General features: G+C 55.5%; 12 protein-coding genes. 5 read left to right on the top strand and 7 right to left on the bottom strand.

What is annotated here, in order from left to right; genetic code table 11:
- The first annotated feature begins 61 nt into the window (after positions 1-61).
- The gene (gene gatB / locus IQ273_RS22885; protein WP_194025475.1) at positions 62-1,549 is read left to right on the top strand and encodes an Asp-tRNA(Asn)/Glu-tRNA(Gln) amidotransferase subunit GatB; all 1,488 of its coding nucleotides are present in this window, start codon (positions 62-64) and stop codon (positions 1,547-1,549) included.
- Between the two features lie 290 nt (positions 1,550-1,839).
- Here the strand turns inward: gatB and IQ273_RS22880 are convergent, their stop codons facing one another.
- From IQ273_RS22880 to petC, 4 genes are all read right to left on the bottom strand, one after another.
- Positions 1,840-3,000, bottom strand: coding sequence for a DUF58 domain-containing protein (locus IQ273_RS22880; protein WP_194025474.1), 1,161 nt, complete (start codon positions 2,998-3,000; stop codon positions 1,840-1,842).
- 210 nt (positions 3,001-3,210) lie between these two features.
- The gene (typA, locus tag IQ273_RS22875) at positions 3,211-5,001 is read right to left on the bottom strand and encodes a translational GTPase TypA (RefSeq protein ID WP_194025473.1); all 1,791 of its coding nucleotides are present in this window, start codon (positions 4,999-5,001) and stop codon (positions 3,211-3,213) included.
- Positions 5,002-5,259: 258 nt separating this feature from the next.
- Positions 5,260-6,225 (bottom strand): cytochrome f, encoded by a 966-nt coding sequence (gene petA, locus IQ273_RS22870; RefSeq protein WP_194025472.1) that lies wholly within the window; start codon positions 6,223-6,225, stop codon positions 5,260-5,262.
- Positions 6,226-6,301: 76 nt separating this feature from the next.
- Positions 6,302-6,844, bottom strand: a complete 543-nt coding sequence (petC, locus tag IQ273_RS22865; RefSeq protein WP_194025471.1) for a cytochrome b6-f complex iron-sulfur subunit — start codon at positions 6,842-6,844, stop codon at positions 6,302-6,304.
- A 455-nt stretch (positions 6,845-7,299) separates the two neighbouring features.
- Between petC and IQ273_RS22860 the strand changes: the two genes are divergently transcribed.
- On the top strand, positions 7,300-7,617 hold the full coding sequence (locus IQ273_RS22860) for a DUF3067 family protein (protein ID WP_194025470.1): 318 nt from the start codon (positions 7,300-7,302) through the stop codon (positions 7,615-7,617).
- Between the two features lie 74 nt (positions 7,618-7,691).
- Here the strand turns inward: IQ273_RS22860 and IQ273_RS22855 are convergent, their stop codons facing one another.
- The gene (locus IQ273_RS22855; protein ID WP_194025469.1) at positions 7,692-8,081 is read right to left on the bottom strand and encodes a VOC family protein; all 390 of its coding nucleotides are present in this window, start codon (positions 8,079-8,081) and stop codon (positions 7,692-7,694) included.
- A 198-nt stretch (positions 8,082-8,279) separates the two neighbouring features.
- On the opposite strand from IQ273_RS22855, the gene IQ273_RS22850 reads away from it, so the two are divergent.
- Positions 8,280-9,251 carry a ribose-phosphate pyrophosphokinase gene (locus tag IQ273_RS22850; protein WP_194025468.1) on the top strand — a complete coding sequence of 324 codons (972 nt, stop codon included), beginning with the start codon at positions 8,280-8,282 and terminating at the stop codon, positions 9,249-9,251.
- 134 nt (positions 9,252-9,385) lie between these two features.
- On the opposite strand, the gene IQ273_RS22845 is transcribed toward IQ273_RS22850, so the two are convergent.
- Positions 9,386-9,838 carry a DUF3531 family protein gene (locus IQ273_RS22845; RefSeq protein ID WP_194025476.1) on the bottom strand — a complete coding sequence of 151 codons (453 nt, stop codon included), beginning with the start codon at positions 9,836-9,838 and terminating at the stop codon, positions 9,386-9,388.
- Positions 9,839-9,906: 68 nt separating this feature from the next.
- On the bottom strand, positions 9,907-10,833 hold the full coding sequence (locus IQ273_RS22840; RefSeq protein WP_194025467.1) for a Sll0314/Alr1548 family TPR repeat-containing protein: 927 nt from the start codon (positions 10,831-10,833) through the stop codon (positions 9,907-9,909).
- Between the two features lie 277 nt (positions 10,834-11,110).
- Here IQ273_RS22840 and IQ273_RS22835 point away from each other — a divergent pair, with 277 nt between their 5' ends.
- On the top strand, positions 11,111-11,767 hold the full coding sequence (locus IQ273_RS22835) for an ABC transporter ATP-binding protein (RefSeq protein ID WP_194025466.1): 657 nt from the start codon (positions 11,111-11,113) through the stop codon (positions 11,765-11,767).
- A 10-nt stretch (positions 11,768-11,777) separates the two neighbouring features.
- On the top strand, positions 11,778-12,515 hold the full coding sequence (rsmG, locus tag IQ273_RS22830) for a 16S rRNA (guanine(527)-N(7))-methyltransferase RsmG (protein ID WP_194025465.1): 738 nt from the start codon (positions 11,778-11,780) through the stop codon (positions 12,513-12,515).
- Positions 12,516-12,548 lie beyond the last annotated feature (33 nt).

The raw sequence follows: 12,548 nt of genomic DNA, 5'->3' as shown, positions 1-12,548 counted from the left end.
TCCCCACTCCATCTCAGGGCTACAATGGATAAGTAACCCAAATTCCCCGTTGGAGCGGTTTATGACCACTGCGGCCCCCACCAAAACCCAGTACGAAGCCATCATTGGTCTTGAGACTCACTGTCAGCTGTGCACCGAAACCAAAATTTTCTCCCCGGCGTCTACCGCCTTTGGAGCAGACCCTAACACCTACATTGACCCCATTGTGGTGGGTATGCCGGGGGTGCTACCGGTGCTCAATCAGCGGGTGTTGGAGTATGCCGTAAAAGCGGGGTTAGCCTTAAACTGCCAGATTGCTCCCTACTCTAAGTTCGATCGCAAGCAGTACTTCTACCCCGATCTGCCCAAGAACTATCAAATTTCCCAGTTCGATCTGCCCATCGCTGAGCACGGCTGGCTAGAAATTGAGCTAATCGACAAGAAAACTAAGGAAGCCACCCGCAAGCGCATCGGCATAACCCGCCTGCACATGGAAGAAGACGCGGGTAAGCTGGTGCATGCAGGCAGCGATCGCCTGGCCGGTTCCACCTATTCTCTAGTCGATTACAACCGGGCTGGAGTGCCGCTGATCGAGATTGTCTCTGAACCCGACATTCGTACCGGCCAAGAAGCCGCTGAGTACGCCCAGGAAATCCGCCGCATTGTCCGCTACCTGGGGGTTAGCGACGGCAATATGCAGGAGGGATCCCTGCGCTGCGACGTGAATATTTCTGTGCGCCCCGTAGGCCAAGCCGAATTTGGCACCAAGGTGGAGATCAAAAACATGAACTCCTTTAGCGCCATTCAAAAGGCGATCGAGTACGAAATCGATCGGCAGATCAAGGCCAATGAAACGGGCGAAAGAATCATGCAGGAAACCCGCCTGTGGGATGAAAGCAGCCAGCGCACTAAGAGCATGCGCTCTAAGGAAGGATCTAGCGACTACCGCTACTTCCCAGAACCCGACCTGCCCCCCATTGTGGTATCCGTCGAGCAAAAAGAGGGTTGGCTGGCCGAATTGCCTGAGCTGCCGGCTCAAAAGCGTACTCGGTACGAGGCAGAGTTTGGCCTCTCTCCCTACGATGCTCGCGTACTCAGCGATGAGCGTGCCATTACCGAATACTTTGAAGCCACAATGGCGGCCGGAGCTGACGCTAAACTAACCTCTAACTGGATCACTCAAGATATTGCTGCTTACCTCAACAACGAAAAGCTTTCCATTGATGATCTGCCGCTCAAGCCTGAGATGCTGGCCGAGCTAGTGCAGCTGATTGAGGCAGGCACTATCAGCAATAAAATCGGCAAAGACCTGCTGCCCGAACTGCTGACCCAGGGCGGGTCGCCCAAGGCTTTAGTTGAAGAGCGGGGACTCAGCCAAATATCTGATCCAGCCCAAATTGAGGCGATGATCGATGAGGTGCTGGCGGCTCATCCTGACGAACTCGAAGCCTATCGCGGGGGCAAGAAAAAGCTGCAGGGATTCTTTGTGGGCCAGCTCATGAAGCGCAGCGGAGGCCGGGTTGATCCAAAACTGAGCAATCAGCTCCTTAGCCAAAAACTGAATGCATGATGTTGGCTGAAACCATTGATAGAATTCAATAAGGGGTCTCGCCCCCCATGCAATTTTTGAGTTACTATGGTATTCAGATGCACCCTGATGGTAGGGAGAGCTATTTTGGGCTCTCCTTTTTTTTGCCTTTTTATAGCTCTGCGCTCTTCCCGAGATGTCGTGGGTTCTGGGGCGTTGTCAAACTTAAATGTCTAGGCGGTTACAACAACGGCTCCTTAATATCCTGCTGATGGCCCCATCGTGAGGGCTTCACTGGGATGTTTAGCAAGTGACGGCTTGCTAAGGGGTAGCTAAGTAACATTGACCTGAAGTTGCGTCTCCAAGGGCTCATTGGGGTCAACTCTCAGTGTGCTTAAGCTGCTGACCAAAGCTGCTGCCGCAGAGCTACTGCCCCAAATGATCTGACGACTCCCTGTGGGCAAATTAACCGCTTCTGTCCCGGCTGCCGTAAGCCAAATCGTTGATTGCTGCGGTGGAATCATAACGTTCTGAGCTATTGGGGCTGGTGCTACCTCAGCCAGGGCATACATCACCCGATTGCTCTCTCGCAGCAGGTTGTCTTGCCCGGCTGGACTGGGCAGCCACAGCGCGGCGGTAAACCCTTGCTTAAGGGCGTAGGTATAGAGCGAAGCTGCGGCTACTACCGCCTGCTCAAAGCTCGTTTCATCCCAGCGGGCGGTGGTGTTGAGGGCAATGACTACTTCGCAGCTGGCGGTAATGGTTTCGAGTTCACGCACCCGTAGCTCGCCATAGCGGGCGCTGGTGCGCCAGTGAATCAGTCGGGTTGGGTCGCCCCAGCGGTAGGGACGCAGCGATCGCGTTATCCCTTGAGTATCCGCCTTTGCCAGCGGGTTATAGCGCCAGTGCTGGCCGTCTCGGGGGCCAACGGTATCGAGCAGGGGGCAGCGCTTGAGGGTCAACACCTGGGGGTAGACCACCGCTGTAGCCGGTGCTTCTGTAGAGCGACGGCACCAGAATAGCCCCAGAGGAGCCGCTGTCCGCAGATCGACTCTGGGCCAGCGGTAAATGCCCCGGCGCTGAGTGGGCACTTCATAGCGCCAGGTATAAGTTTGTCCTGGGGGCAGGGTCCTAACGGCTGTTACCTGTACTGGCCCAAGAGCAGCAGGCAGTGAGTCAATCACTTGAAAAAGCCCCTTGGGCTGACGCTGGGGATTGTGAACCCGAAGTTCGATCGCTAGAGGTATGCAAGCGGTGACGGGCTGAATAGGCGATCGCGTCACCACCAGCCCCTGTAGGTTGCGGGGAGGCAGCAAGGCCGCCACCATCAGCAGCGCCAGCATCACTCCGCTAATCACGTAGAGCCAGCCCGCTAGGGTATTGGTCGCTGCCGCAAAAAAGAACAGCGCCAGTCCCAAGAGCACCCAACCTACATAGGCAGGATTAACCCAGCGCTGTTCCAGCCAATTGGTGAAGCGTGCCGCAAATTTCATCCGATTGCCTTCCCCTAACTAGCAGAGCATACCCAAACCAAAGCAGCATGAAGAACCGTCTATAAAGCCTAGTGATACGGCCAATGTCCCAGCCTAAAGGCCATCTTCGTTTTCGGTTACGCTCCTTCAGCTTCATTGAGAGATCGGCATTAAAAAGGGTGGCTGGCCCCACTGTGCCATGCCACCCTAACGCCCTAGCGTTTAATTTGTCTAACGCTTGGCCAGCTTCTTAGAGAGCTTACGCAGCCGAATCGACTCAGGGGTGATTTCCACCAGCTCGTCGGGGCCGATATACTCTAGAGCCCGCTCCAAGCTCATGTCTACAGGGCTTTGTAGCTGCACCAGTTCGTCTCCGCTAGCAGCCCGGTGGTTGGTCAGCTGTTTGGTTTTGCAGATATTGAGTTCGAGATCCTGGTTGCGGTTGTGCTCACCTACAATCATGCCCCTGTACACCTTAGTGCCGGGGGTAATGAAGAACACGCCGCGATCCTCAGCATTTTTGAGGGCGTAGAAGGTGGCTACCCCTTCCTCAAAGGCAATCAGCACCCCATTGCGGCGAGCCTCAATATCACCACCGAGGGGGCGATAGTCTAAGAAGCTGTGATTCATGATGCCTTCACCACGGGTCAAGCGCATAAACTCGCCGCGAAAGCCGACTAGGCCCCGAGCTGGGATCACAAACTCCAGAGTGGCACGGCCATCGCCCATAATCCGCATGTCTTGCAACTCGCCCCGACGCTGGCCAATGCGCTCCATGGATCCGCCCACGCCATCTTCGGGCACATCTAGCACCAGTAGCTCGTAGGGTTCACAGGGTTGGCCATTGACTTCGCGGTAGATCACCTGGGGTTGGGAGACCTGAAACTCATAGCCTTCGCGGCGCATAGTTTCGATCAAAATACCCAAGTGCAGCTCGCCCCGGCCCGACACGGAGAAGCGATCGGGGGAGTCGGTGGGTTCTACCCGCAGCGCTACGTTGGTCTCTAACTCACGCATGAGGCGATCGCGCAGCTGCCGCGAGGTGACAAAGTTGCCTTCCTGACCCGCAAAGGGCGAGTCATTCACCACAAAGGTCATCTGTAGCGTGGGCTCGTCTACTTTGATCAGCGGTAGCGCTTGAGGGTTGGTGGGGCAGGTAATGGTTTCGCCAATGTTGGCATCGGCAAAGCCTGCCACCGCCACAATGTTGCCCGCCGACGCCTGCTCAATATCGATGCGGCGCAGGCCCTCAAAGCCTAGCAGCTTAGAAATCTTTGACTTCACCATGCTGCCGTCTTCTTTGATTAGAGCGGCCTGCTGCCCGGCGTTGATAACTCCATTGTGAATTTTGCCAATCACAATACGGCCCAGATAGTCGGAGTAATCGAGGGTGGTGACCTGAATCTGTAGTGGCTTTTCAGCATCCCCAACCGGGGGCGGCACATGGTCGAGAATCGACTCGAACATAGGCTTCATATCGACGCCCTCGTCTTCGAGTTTGGTTTTGGCATAGCCCGCTAGCCCCGAGGCAAACAGGTAGGGAAAATCGCACTGGTCGTCGTCGGCACCTAGCTCAATGAAGAGATCGAGCACTTTATCAACGGCACCGTGGGGCTCGGCCTGGGGGCGATCGATCTTATTGACGACTACAATCGGTCGCAGACCCTTCTCCAGCGCTTTTTTGAGCACGAAGCGGGTCTGGGGCATAGGGCCTTCATTGGCATCCACAATCAGAATGCAGCCGTCAACCATACCCAGCACTCGTTCTACCTCGCCACCAAAGTCGGCGTGGCCAGGGGTGTCGATGATGTTGATCAGGGTCTCGCCGTAGTGAACGGCCGTGTTCTTCGACAGAATGGTAATGCCCCGCTCCCGCTCTAGGTCATTAGAGTCCATCACGCAGTCGGGCACGTCTTCCCCTTCGCGAAAAATGCCGGACTGCCTCAGCAGGGCATCTACCAGAGTGGTTTTGCCGTGGTCAACGTGGGCAATAATTGCAACGTTGCGAATGGGAAGCGTCATAACTGTGTAAAACCTTGGCGAGAATAATCGGGCACCGAAACCACCCCCGAGCGCCAAACTTAAAAAGGCTCAAGACAAGTTTCGAATATGCAAAAATACTTAACAATTGTAGCTCACTAAACAGACTCCTGACGAAAGCCACTGGCCTAAATCTGAGCCCTAAAAAAGGGGACGCCACTAGCGTCCCCTTTTGCTGATGCCTTTTTACGGATGATTGATCAAATCGGTAAATCAGGCGGCTATGCCATTGCAGCTAACCTACATGGTCATACCAGCAGCCTGCACTTTCTCGACCTGCTTCTTCTTCAGTACCAGCATAATCTGGGTTAGCATCACCGCCGCCAGGAAGGCGACAAGGCCCTTGATGCGGTTGGGGCTCTGCAGCACAATTTCGGTATCCATCTGACCGAAGCCGCCTACGTTGGGGTTGCTGGTCAGAGGCTTACCCGCTTCTACCACATCCCCTGCCGCGACCAGCAGTTCGGGGCCAGCCGGAATTGTGTCGGTGACATCATTGCCTGTCTCAGACTGAATGGTGACGAGGTAACCACCCGCCGCCTGGGGCTCAACAGCGGTGACGGTGCCGCTCGCGGTGGCGTTGTAGACAGTATTGTTGCTGGCCTGGCCGGTGGGGTATACCTGGCCTCGGCCCCGGTTGCCGCCCACGTGAATTTGATACTTACCAAAGGAAACCGACTTGTCCTGGCCTGGGTCGGGAGACAGCACTGGGAAAATGATTTCCTGGTATTGCTCGCCGGGTAGAGGCCCGACCAGAATAATGTTTTCCTGGGTGTCGCTGTAGGGCAGGAAGTAGGTGCTGCCGACTTCTTCTTGTAGCTCTTCAGATATGCGCTCGGGGGGCGCAATCTTAAAACCTTCGGGCAGAACCACTACAGCACCTACATTGAGACCGCCTCGGCTACCGTCACCCAACACCTGCTGAGTATCGAGATCGTAGGGAATTTCAACTTTGAGCTTGAAAACAGAGTCGGGCAGAACCGCCTGAGGAACTTCTACCTTGGTGGGCTTAGCCGCTAGGTGGCAGTTGGCACACACAATACGGCCTGTGGCTTCACGGGGGGCGGCGTAGTTTTCTTGAGCCCAGAAGGGATACGCCTCGGCGGTCTGAGGTACCGCCAGCCAGCCTGCAAACACCGTCAGAACGGCGGCGCAGGTAATGGCGAGAGGGCGCAGGCCGTTGATTAATGAAGTGAGTCTATTCATGCGTTCAAAAGTTATGTCAACTGGGGTGATGTCAACGGGGGTATGGCGCTGCAGTTTGCCAAAGCGCAGGCTCAGTCTAGGCCCACCAAGGCGACTCGCCAGTGCGAAAATCGGTTTCAGTCCAATTGCTGAGGGTAACTTTGTCGTCTTCAGTGACATCGGCGTGGGCCAAGGCCAAAGACAGCGGTGCCGGACCTCGTACGACTTTGCCCGTGGCGTCGTATTGAGAGCCGTGGCACGGACACATAAACTTGTTTTCGCTGGCGTTCCAGGGTACTACGCAGCCCAGGTGGGTACAGATAGAGCTAATACCGTAGCTCTCTAAGGATCCACTTTCCTGAATAACTAGGTAGGTGGGGTCGCCCTTGAGCCCCTGCACTAGAACGCGATCGCCCGGCTTGTGGGTCTCCACAAACGAGCTAGCAATCACGTCGTTACCCAGCTCATTTTTGGCGGTTACCCCGCCCCCAGCGCCGCCGCTGGAGGGAGGCACAAAGTACTTGATGACGGGATAGAGCATGCCCCCAATGGCCCCCGAGGCGGCCCCGAGGGTGAGCAAATTCATAAATTGGCGTCGCCCCAAATCAGGGACATCGGAGGTTCCAGAAACTTGAGTCATAATCCAGACTGGTATACCTGTTTCAAATGAATAACAGCTATCAACGGCGGTAGCTGAGCCTAGGTCAACGGCAGCAGGCTGACTGTCTTCACCGCGCCTAAGCAAACCCTTAACGGGGCACCAATTGGAGCAGTCCCGATGTCGCTGACCACGCCTTTAGCTTTACCAATCGTATTATTGCACCTTGCTGTTCTCAGAAAATTCTTGGTAGAGATAAAGGAGCCGGAGCGATCGCGCTTTGTTGGGCGATAACGGTTAGAAAACCGAATAAAACAGGCTTCTTGTAGACTCAAATCACTAATAGGGCGGCTCTAGCCCACATCAAATCATCAATATGGCTGTTTTTTAAGCGATTTGGTCAATTTTGGCGAGTGTAGTGGCAGCTAGGCTTGGGCTGACCACTAGGGCGTATGGTAAAGAAATGTATCGGGCGTAGCGATGGTAGGGCTAGGGCAATGACCGGGGCAGACTTGCAGACCCTTCTGATCGAAAAGTGGGGCTATTCCTTCGATATTCAATTTCGGCGCACCCAGGGCAAAATCTTTCTTCAGGTGATGTGGCGTTATCTAGAGCAGGCGTCGTTTCCGCTCAGTGAAGAGGAGTATTTGGCTCACCTGGGTCAGGTATTGCTGTACCTGAACGAATGGGGGCAGGTGGAGTATGTGCAGCAGTGGATCGCCCAAACTCGCGATCGCCCTCGCCTGGGCAAGGCGGTCAGCATTCCTCTGCCCTTAGGTGCACGATCGCTGGAATGGCTGACCGACGAGTTCTAGGGCGAGTCCTCAAGTCTGGCCACAATCCTTAGCCCATCAGCATTGCCACGCCCGACTCAAAAAACAGGCTAGCCTCACCGCTCGTACAGCTCAATAGGGAGGCGATCGGGGTCTGGAAAGAACGTAAAGCGCTTGCCAGTTAGCTCATCTACGCGAATCGCTTCAGTCGTTATCTGATGGTGGTGAAGATGCTGAATGGTCGCGTCTAAATCGTCTACCGTTAGCGCCAGATGCCTGAGCCCCTGGGCCTCTGGGCGCGAGGGACGCAGTGGTGGATCGGGAAAAGAAAATAGCTCAATTTGGGTGCCATCCCCTAGTCGCAGATCGAGCTTGTAGGACTGCCGCTCGGCTCGATAGGTTTCTCGAATCACTTCAAACCCTAGCACCTGGGTGTAGAACTGCTTCGAGCGAGAGTAGTCGCCGCAGATGATCGCAATGTGGTGGATACCCCGAAAAAATGACATAACAAATATAGATAAGCGATATCTGTTGAGACGGGATCGCTATCCGCCAGCTTAGAAATGCTAGGCGCAAGAAAGCGGCCCAAGCGATCGCAGCGTTTTTAAGGATAAATGCTTAAAAGCTTTTTAGGTTGGAATGCTAGGATTTCCTAGGTGAACATGCTCAGAGGGCCTGAAGTGATCCGTTCTGCCACTTTGCCGATGCAAACTCCGTCGTTACCGCACTTCGGGGAGAACAACCGCCTCAAACTTTTTTCGGGCTCAGCTAACGTTGACTTGGCGCGCGAAGTGGCTCGTTATCTAGGGTTAGATTTAGGCCCAATGGTGCGCAAGCGCTTTGCCGATGGCGAAGTCTACATCCAAATTCAAGAGTCGATTCGCGGCTGTGATGTCTATCTGATTCAGCCCACCTGCCAGCCGGTGAATGATCACCTGATGGAGCTGCTGATCATGATCGATGCCTGTAGGCGCGCCTCAGCTCGACAGATTACCGCCGTAATTCCTTACTACGGCTACGCCAGGGCCGATCGCAAGACTGCCGGACGCGAGTCGATTACGGCCAAACTGGTGGCTAACCTGATGACCAAGGCGGGTGCCAGCCGGGTCTTGGCTATTGACCTGCACTCGGCCCAAATCCAGGGCTACTTTGACATTCCCTGTGATCATGTCTACGGTACCCCGGTGCTAATCGACTACATCGCTAGCAAAAAACTAGAAGACTTAGTGGTGGTTTCTCCCGACGTGGGCGGTGTGGCCCGCGCTCGCGCCTTTGCCAAAAAGCTTGACGATGCGCCTTTGGCAATTATTGACAAGCGTCGTCAGGCCCACAACGTGGCTGAGGTCATGAATGTGGTGGGTGATGTGCGCGGCAAAACCGCCGTGCTCGTTGACGACATGATCGATACGGCTGGCACCATCTGCGAAGGGGCACGCCTGCTAAAGCAGGAGGGCGCTCGCCACGTCTATGCCTGTGCCACCCACCCCGTCTTCTCGCCCCCGGCGGTAGAGCGGCTATCGGCAGGGCTGTTCGAGGAGGTGATTGTAACCAACACGATTCCGATGACGGCGGCTCGCCAGTTTAAGCAACTCACGGTACTGTCGATGGCTAACCTGCTGGGTGAGGCGATCTGGCGCATCCACGAGGAAAGCTCGGTCAGCAGCATGTTTCGTTAGCAGCAGGCGGGGGCAATTCGCTTGAATTCCCCAAGCCCCAGTGTCAAACTGGGCTTTGTGAGGAGGGGGTATGAGCGACATCCCCTCCTCTTGCTGTTTTAGGGGCGATGGCATCTTTAAAGACGGCACCAAGATCAGGCGTCTTCGTCGATAAACTCGGGTTGTCCGCTACCTGGAATCGGCCAGTCGGGGTTTTCGCCACCGATGTAGCAGGCCTCAATGACGACGTACTCGCGACTGAACTGCTCTAAAGCGTTAATCAACACGTCGAGGGCAATGGCATCGCTGGTGCCTAGGTCGAACCAGCAGCGAGCCCAGAGCCCCTGATATTCGACTTCGCTCGTATTGTGCATGACCGACAGCATGCTGTTACCCAGTCGATCTTCATCGTAGGGCAGATAGTTGATGTCTAGGCCGGTATCCTGCACCTGGAGATTTTCGGCGTTAAAGCCGCCCAGCTTGCCCAAAAAGAACCACGACGAAAAGACTTCGTCGATGTACTGCTGCTCCATATTGGAGGGCACGGTCTCAAACCGTAGCCAAATCCAAAGGTTAAAGAAGTCGCATTCGCGAAATTCAACCTGCATAACAAAGCCCCATGCTGCACTACTCAGCATAGGGCTTAACCAGTCCGAATCGCGATCGCTAGCTTTCGTTAAATCCCCGATTGCTCAGCGCATACCTCACTGTTGGTTCCCTCGGCCTGACAGGCTTCGAAGGCAATGCGCTGCACCGTAGACTCTGGCAGTTGGTCAGCGTAGGTCAACGCAGACCGGTAAAAGGGCAAACTGGCGGCGTACTGCTGCTGAAGAAACAAAATCTGGGCTTTCAGGTAAAGCAAATCGGGATTGGTAGGGGCAGCCGTCAGGGCCTTATCGGCCTCGGCAAGGGCCTCGCTGTAGCGTCCTAGGTCGCGCATACCGATGGCAATACCACGATGCGTCAGGTAGTCAGGGTGGCCGTTTTGCAAGCGAGCAATGGCCTGGTCGGGGTTCGCAAAGGGGAGGTTGACCGCCAGCAGCAAGTCCATAAAGCCCTTCAGCAGGCTTAACTCTGGGTCATTGGGGTCAATCTTCTCGGCCGCATCAAGTTCGCTAAAAACCCGCTGTAGCATGCGCAGGGCAGCGGGAGTGCCACGGGCAATGCCTTGAGTTTGCAGCGTATGGGCTCCTTCCATAAAAATACCGACAGCCGTGTAGATATGACCACGTAGCGGGTCGGTCGCTTTGAGTGCTGTGGCGGTTTGCTGGGTCAGGCGAGCCTGGTCGGCCAGCTGATTGAGGTCTTTATTGAGGTAGCCTAGGGCCGCTGCAATGGCGTAGTTCATAGGCTCATTGGGTTCTGCGGCGATCGCTTGCCCAACTAAAGACTCAGCGGCTGTGTAGTTGCCTTCGTAAAACAGTGCGTTAAAGACAGCTTCGGTCTTGTCGCCAATATCGTGGGGATCGGTGGTGCGAAACGGATCTCCGGCCTGGGCCACTGTAGGCGCTAGAGCCAAAAAAGCGATGGTAAGAGTACCCGCTGACAGTGCTCTAAAGCGCGACCCTAGGCGAAGTGAGGCAAGACGAGCGTGAAAAACCATAGTGATTTATCCGTTACGACCTAGACATGGGGAACAAAACAGGACTCCTGGAGGGAGAAATATCTACTGATGAATAGTTGACGGCGATGCCTAATGGCCCAATTGTGGCGAATTCTTAGGGCGTTTGTGGCAGTAATGTTACAGAAGCTACACTGGCCTAGCTCTCACTGAACTGATCCTGTCTCGGCTAATATCAGCTCCGTAGGGCACACTGGAAAAGAGATAACATCTTCTTGCCGTCTTAGCTACATCATTTGTTGTTTTACTGCCGGGTAGAATGCTCTATCTTCGTCAACTTACCTATCATCCACCGGCTAGCCCAAGGGCTATTTTGAGCAATATTTCTCTGGAGCTGGCTCCCCAGCAGCTAGGGCTAATTTATGGACCCAGTGGGTCGGGCAAGAGCACTCTACTAGAGATTATGGCGGGGTTTGCTCAGCCTACGATAGGAGCAATTCAGTGGCGGCAGCAAGATTTAGACCCCGAGGCCTTGCGGCAGCTAGCAGGGCTGGTGTTTCAGTTTCCCGAACGCCACTTCTGTGGGCACACGCTGCTCGAAGAACTGCGCCTGGGGCACCCAGAACTGGCCCGTGAACAGATTGATCAGGCGTTGCAGGCCGTAGGGCTAGAGCAGCTTTCTTTAAAAACCTCGCCGCATGATTTGAGCGGCGGGCAGCAGCGGCGGCTGGCCCTGGCGGTGCAGCTAATTCGTAAACCCTATCTGCTGCTGCTTGATGAACCCACAGCGGGCCTAGATTGGTCGATGCGGCGGCAGATCATTGGTTTGCTTAAGCAGCTCAAGCAAAATTGGACGCTGCTAGTAGTCTCCCACGATGGCGACGAACTGGCTGAACTGGCCGATCGCTGCTGGCAGCTGGACCACGGCACTCTGACCTCAGTGCCCCAGACGTCTCTGTCTTCGGCAGCGGGTTAGGGTTAGCGCTATGGATCGGCTATCTTTTAACGGCGATCGCTGGCAGAGTAGCCTGCACTGGCAGCCTACTGATCCCCAGCAGCAGAGGTTACAGCAGCTCTACGAGGCCATTTTGGTCGCCAACCAGCAGGTCAATCTGACCCGCATTACTACGCCCGAAGATTTTTGGGAAAAGCATCTGTGGGACTCGCTCCAGGGCGTAGCTCCTTGGCTAAGCGATCCCCAAGCCAGTGCCGCTGGGCTGAAGGTGGTTGACATTGGCACAGGCGGCGGGTTCCCAGGACTGCCGGTGGCGCTGGTGTTCCCTCACTGGGCGATCGCCCTGATGGATGCCACCCGCAAAAAAATTGCGGCGCTCGAAATTGTCTGCGAAACCCTGGGGATCGCCAACGTTAGCTTTTTGCCCCAGCGAGCTGAGCAGGTCGCCCACCAGCCTGTTCACCGAGAAGCCTACGATCTGGCCCTGCTGCGCGCCGTGGGCTCGGTTAACACCTGTGCTGAGTATGCCCTGCCGCTGCTCAAGCTAGAAGGCCAGGCTGTGCTCTATCGCGGCCAGTGGACGGCAGCAGAGGAAGCCGGTCTGATGGCGATTCTGCCACGCCTAGGTGGCCAACTCCTGGAGGTGCGATCGCAGACCACTCCCTTAACCCAGGGCGTTCGCCACAACGTGATTCTCGCCAAAGTCGACCGCACCCCCGACAAATTTCCTCGTCTGCCGGGGATTCCGGCTAAGACACCGCTGGTGTAAGGGTGGATGAGTGGGAGGGTGGATGAGTGGGAG

Origin of the sequence: Nodosilinea sp. LEGE 07298, from assembly GCF_015207265.1 — a bacterium.
Lineage (GTDB): Bacteria > Cyanobacteriota > Cyanobacteriia > Phormidesmidales > Phormidesmidaceae > Nodosilinea.
Note: the sequence above shows the minus strand (reverse complement) of the source record. Positions and strands in the feature narration are given on the sequence as shown.

Bases quoted from the DNA above. Each gene is read 5' to 3' on its own strand.
- petC (WP_194025471.1), bottom strand. From the start codon at position 6,844: ATGACTCAAGTTTCTGGAACCTCCGATGTCCCTGATTTGGGGCGACGC.
- IQ273_RS22835 (WP_194025466.1), top strand. From the start codon at position 11,111: ATGCTCTATCTTCGTCAACTTACCTATCATCCACCGGCTAGCCCAAGG.
- IQ273_RS22845 (WP_194025476.1), bottom strand. From the start codon at position 9,838: ATGCAGGTTGAATTTCGCGAATGCGACTTCTTTAACCTTTGGATTTGG.
- gatB (WP_194025475.1), top strand. From the start codon at position 62: ATGACCACTGCGGCCCCCACCAAAACCCAGTACGAAGCCATCATTGGT.
- petA (WP_194025472.1), bottom strand. From the start codon at position 6,225: ATGAATAGACTCACTTCATTAATCAACGGCCTGCGCCCTCTCGCCATT.
- IQ273_RS22880 (WP_194025474.1), bottom strand. From the start codon at position 3,000: ATGAAATTTGCGGCACGCTTCACCAATTGGCTGGAACAGCGCTGGGTT.
- IQ273_RS22840 (WP_194025467.1), bottom strand. From the start codon at position 10,833: ATGGTTTTTCACGCTCGTCTTGCCTCACTTCGCCTAGGGTCGCGCTTT.
- IQ273_RS22855 (WP_194025469.1), bottom strand. From the start codon at position 8,081: ATGTCATTTTTTCGGGGTATCCACCACATTGCGATCATCTGCGGCGAC.
- IQ273_RS22850 (WP_194025468.1), top strand. From the start codon at position 8,280: ATGCAAACTCCGTCGTTACCGCACTTCGGGGAGAACAACCGCCTCAAA.
- IQ273_RS22860 (WP_194025470.1), top strand. From the start codon at position 7,300: ATGACCGGGGCAGACTTGCAGACCCTTCTGATCGAAAAGTGGGGCTAT.
- typA (WP_194025473.1), bottom strand. From the start codon at position 5,001: ATGACGCTTCCCATTCGCAACGTTGCAATTATTGCCCACGTTGACCAC.
- rsmG (WP_194025465.1), top strand. From the start codon at position 11,778: ATGGATCGGCTATCTTTTAACGGCGATCGCTGGCAGAGTAGCCTGCAC.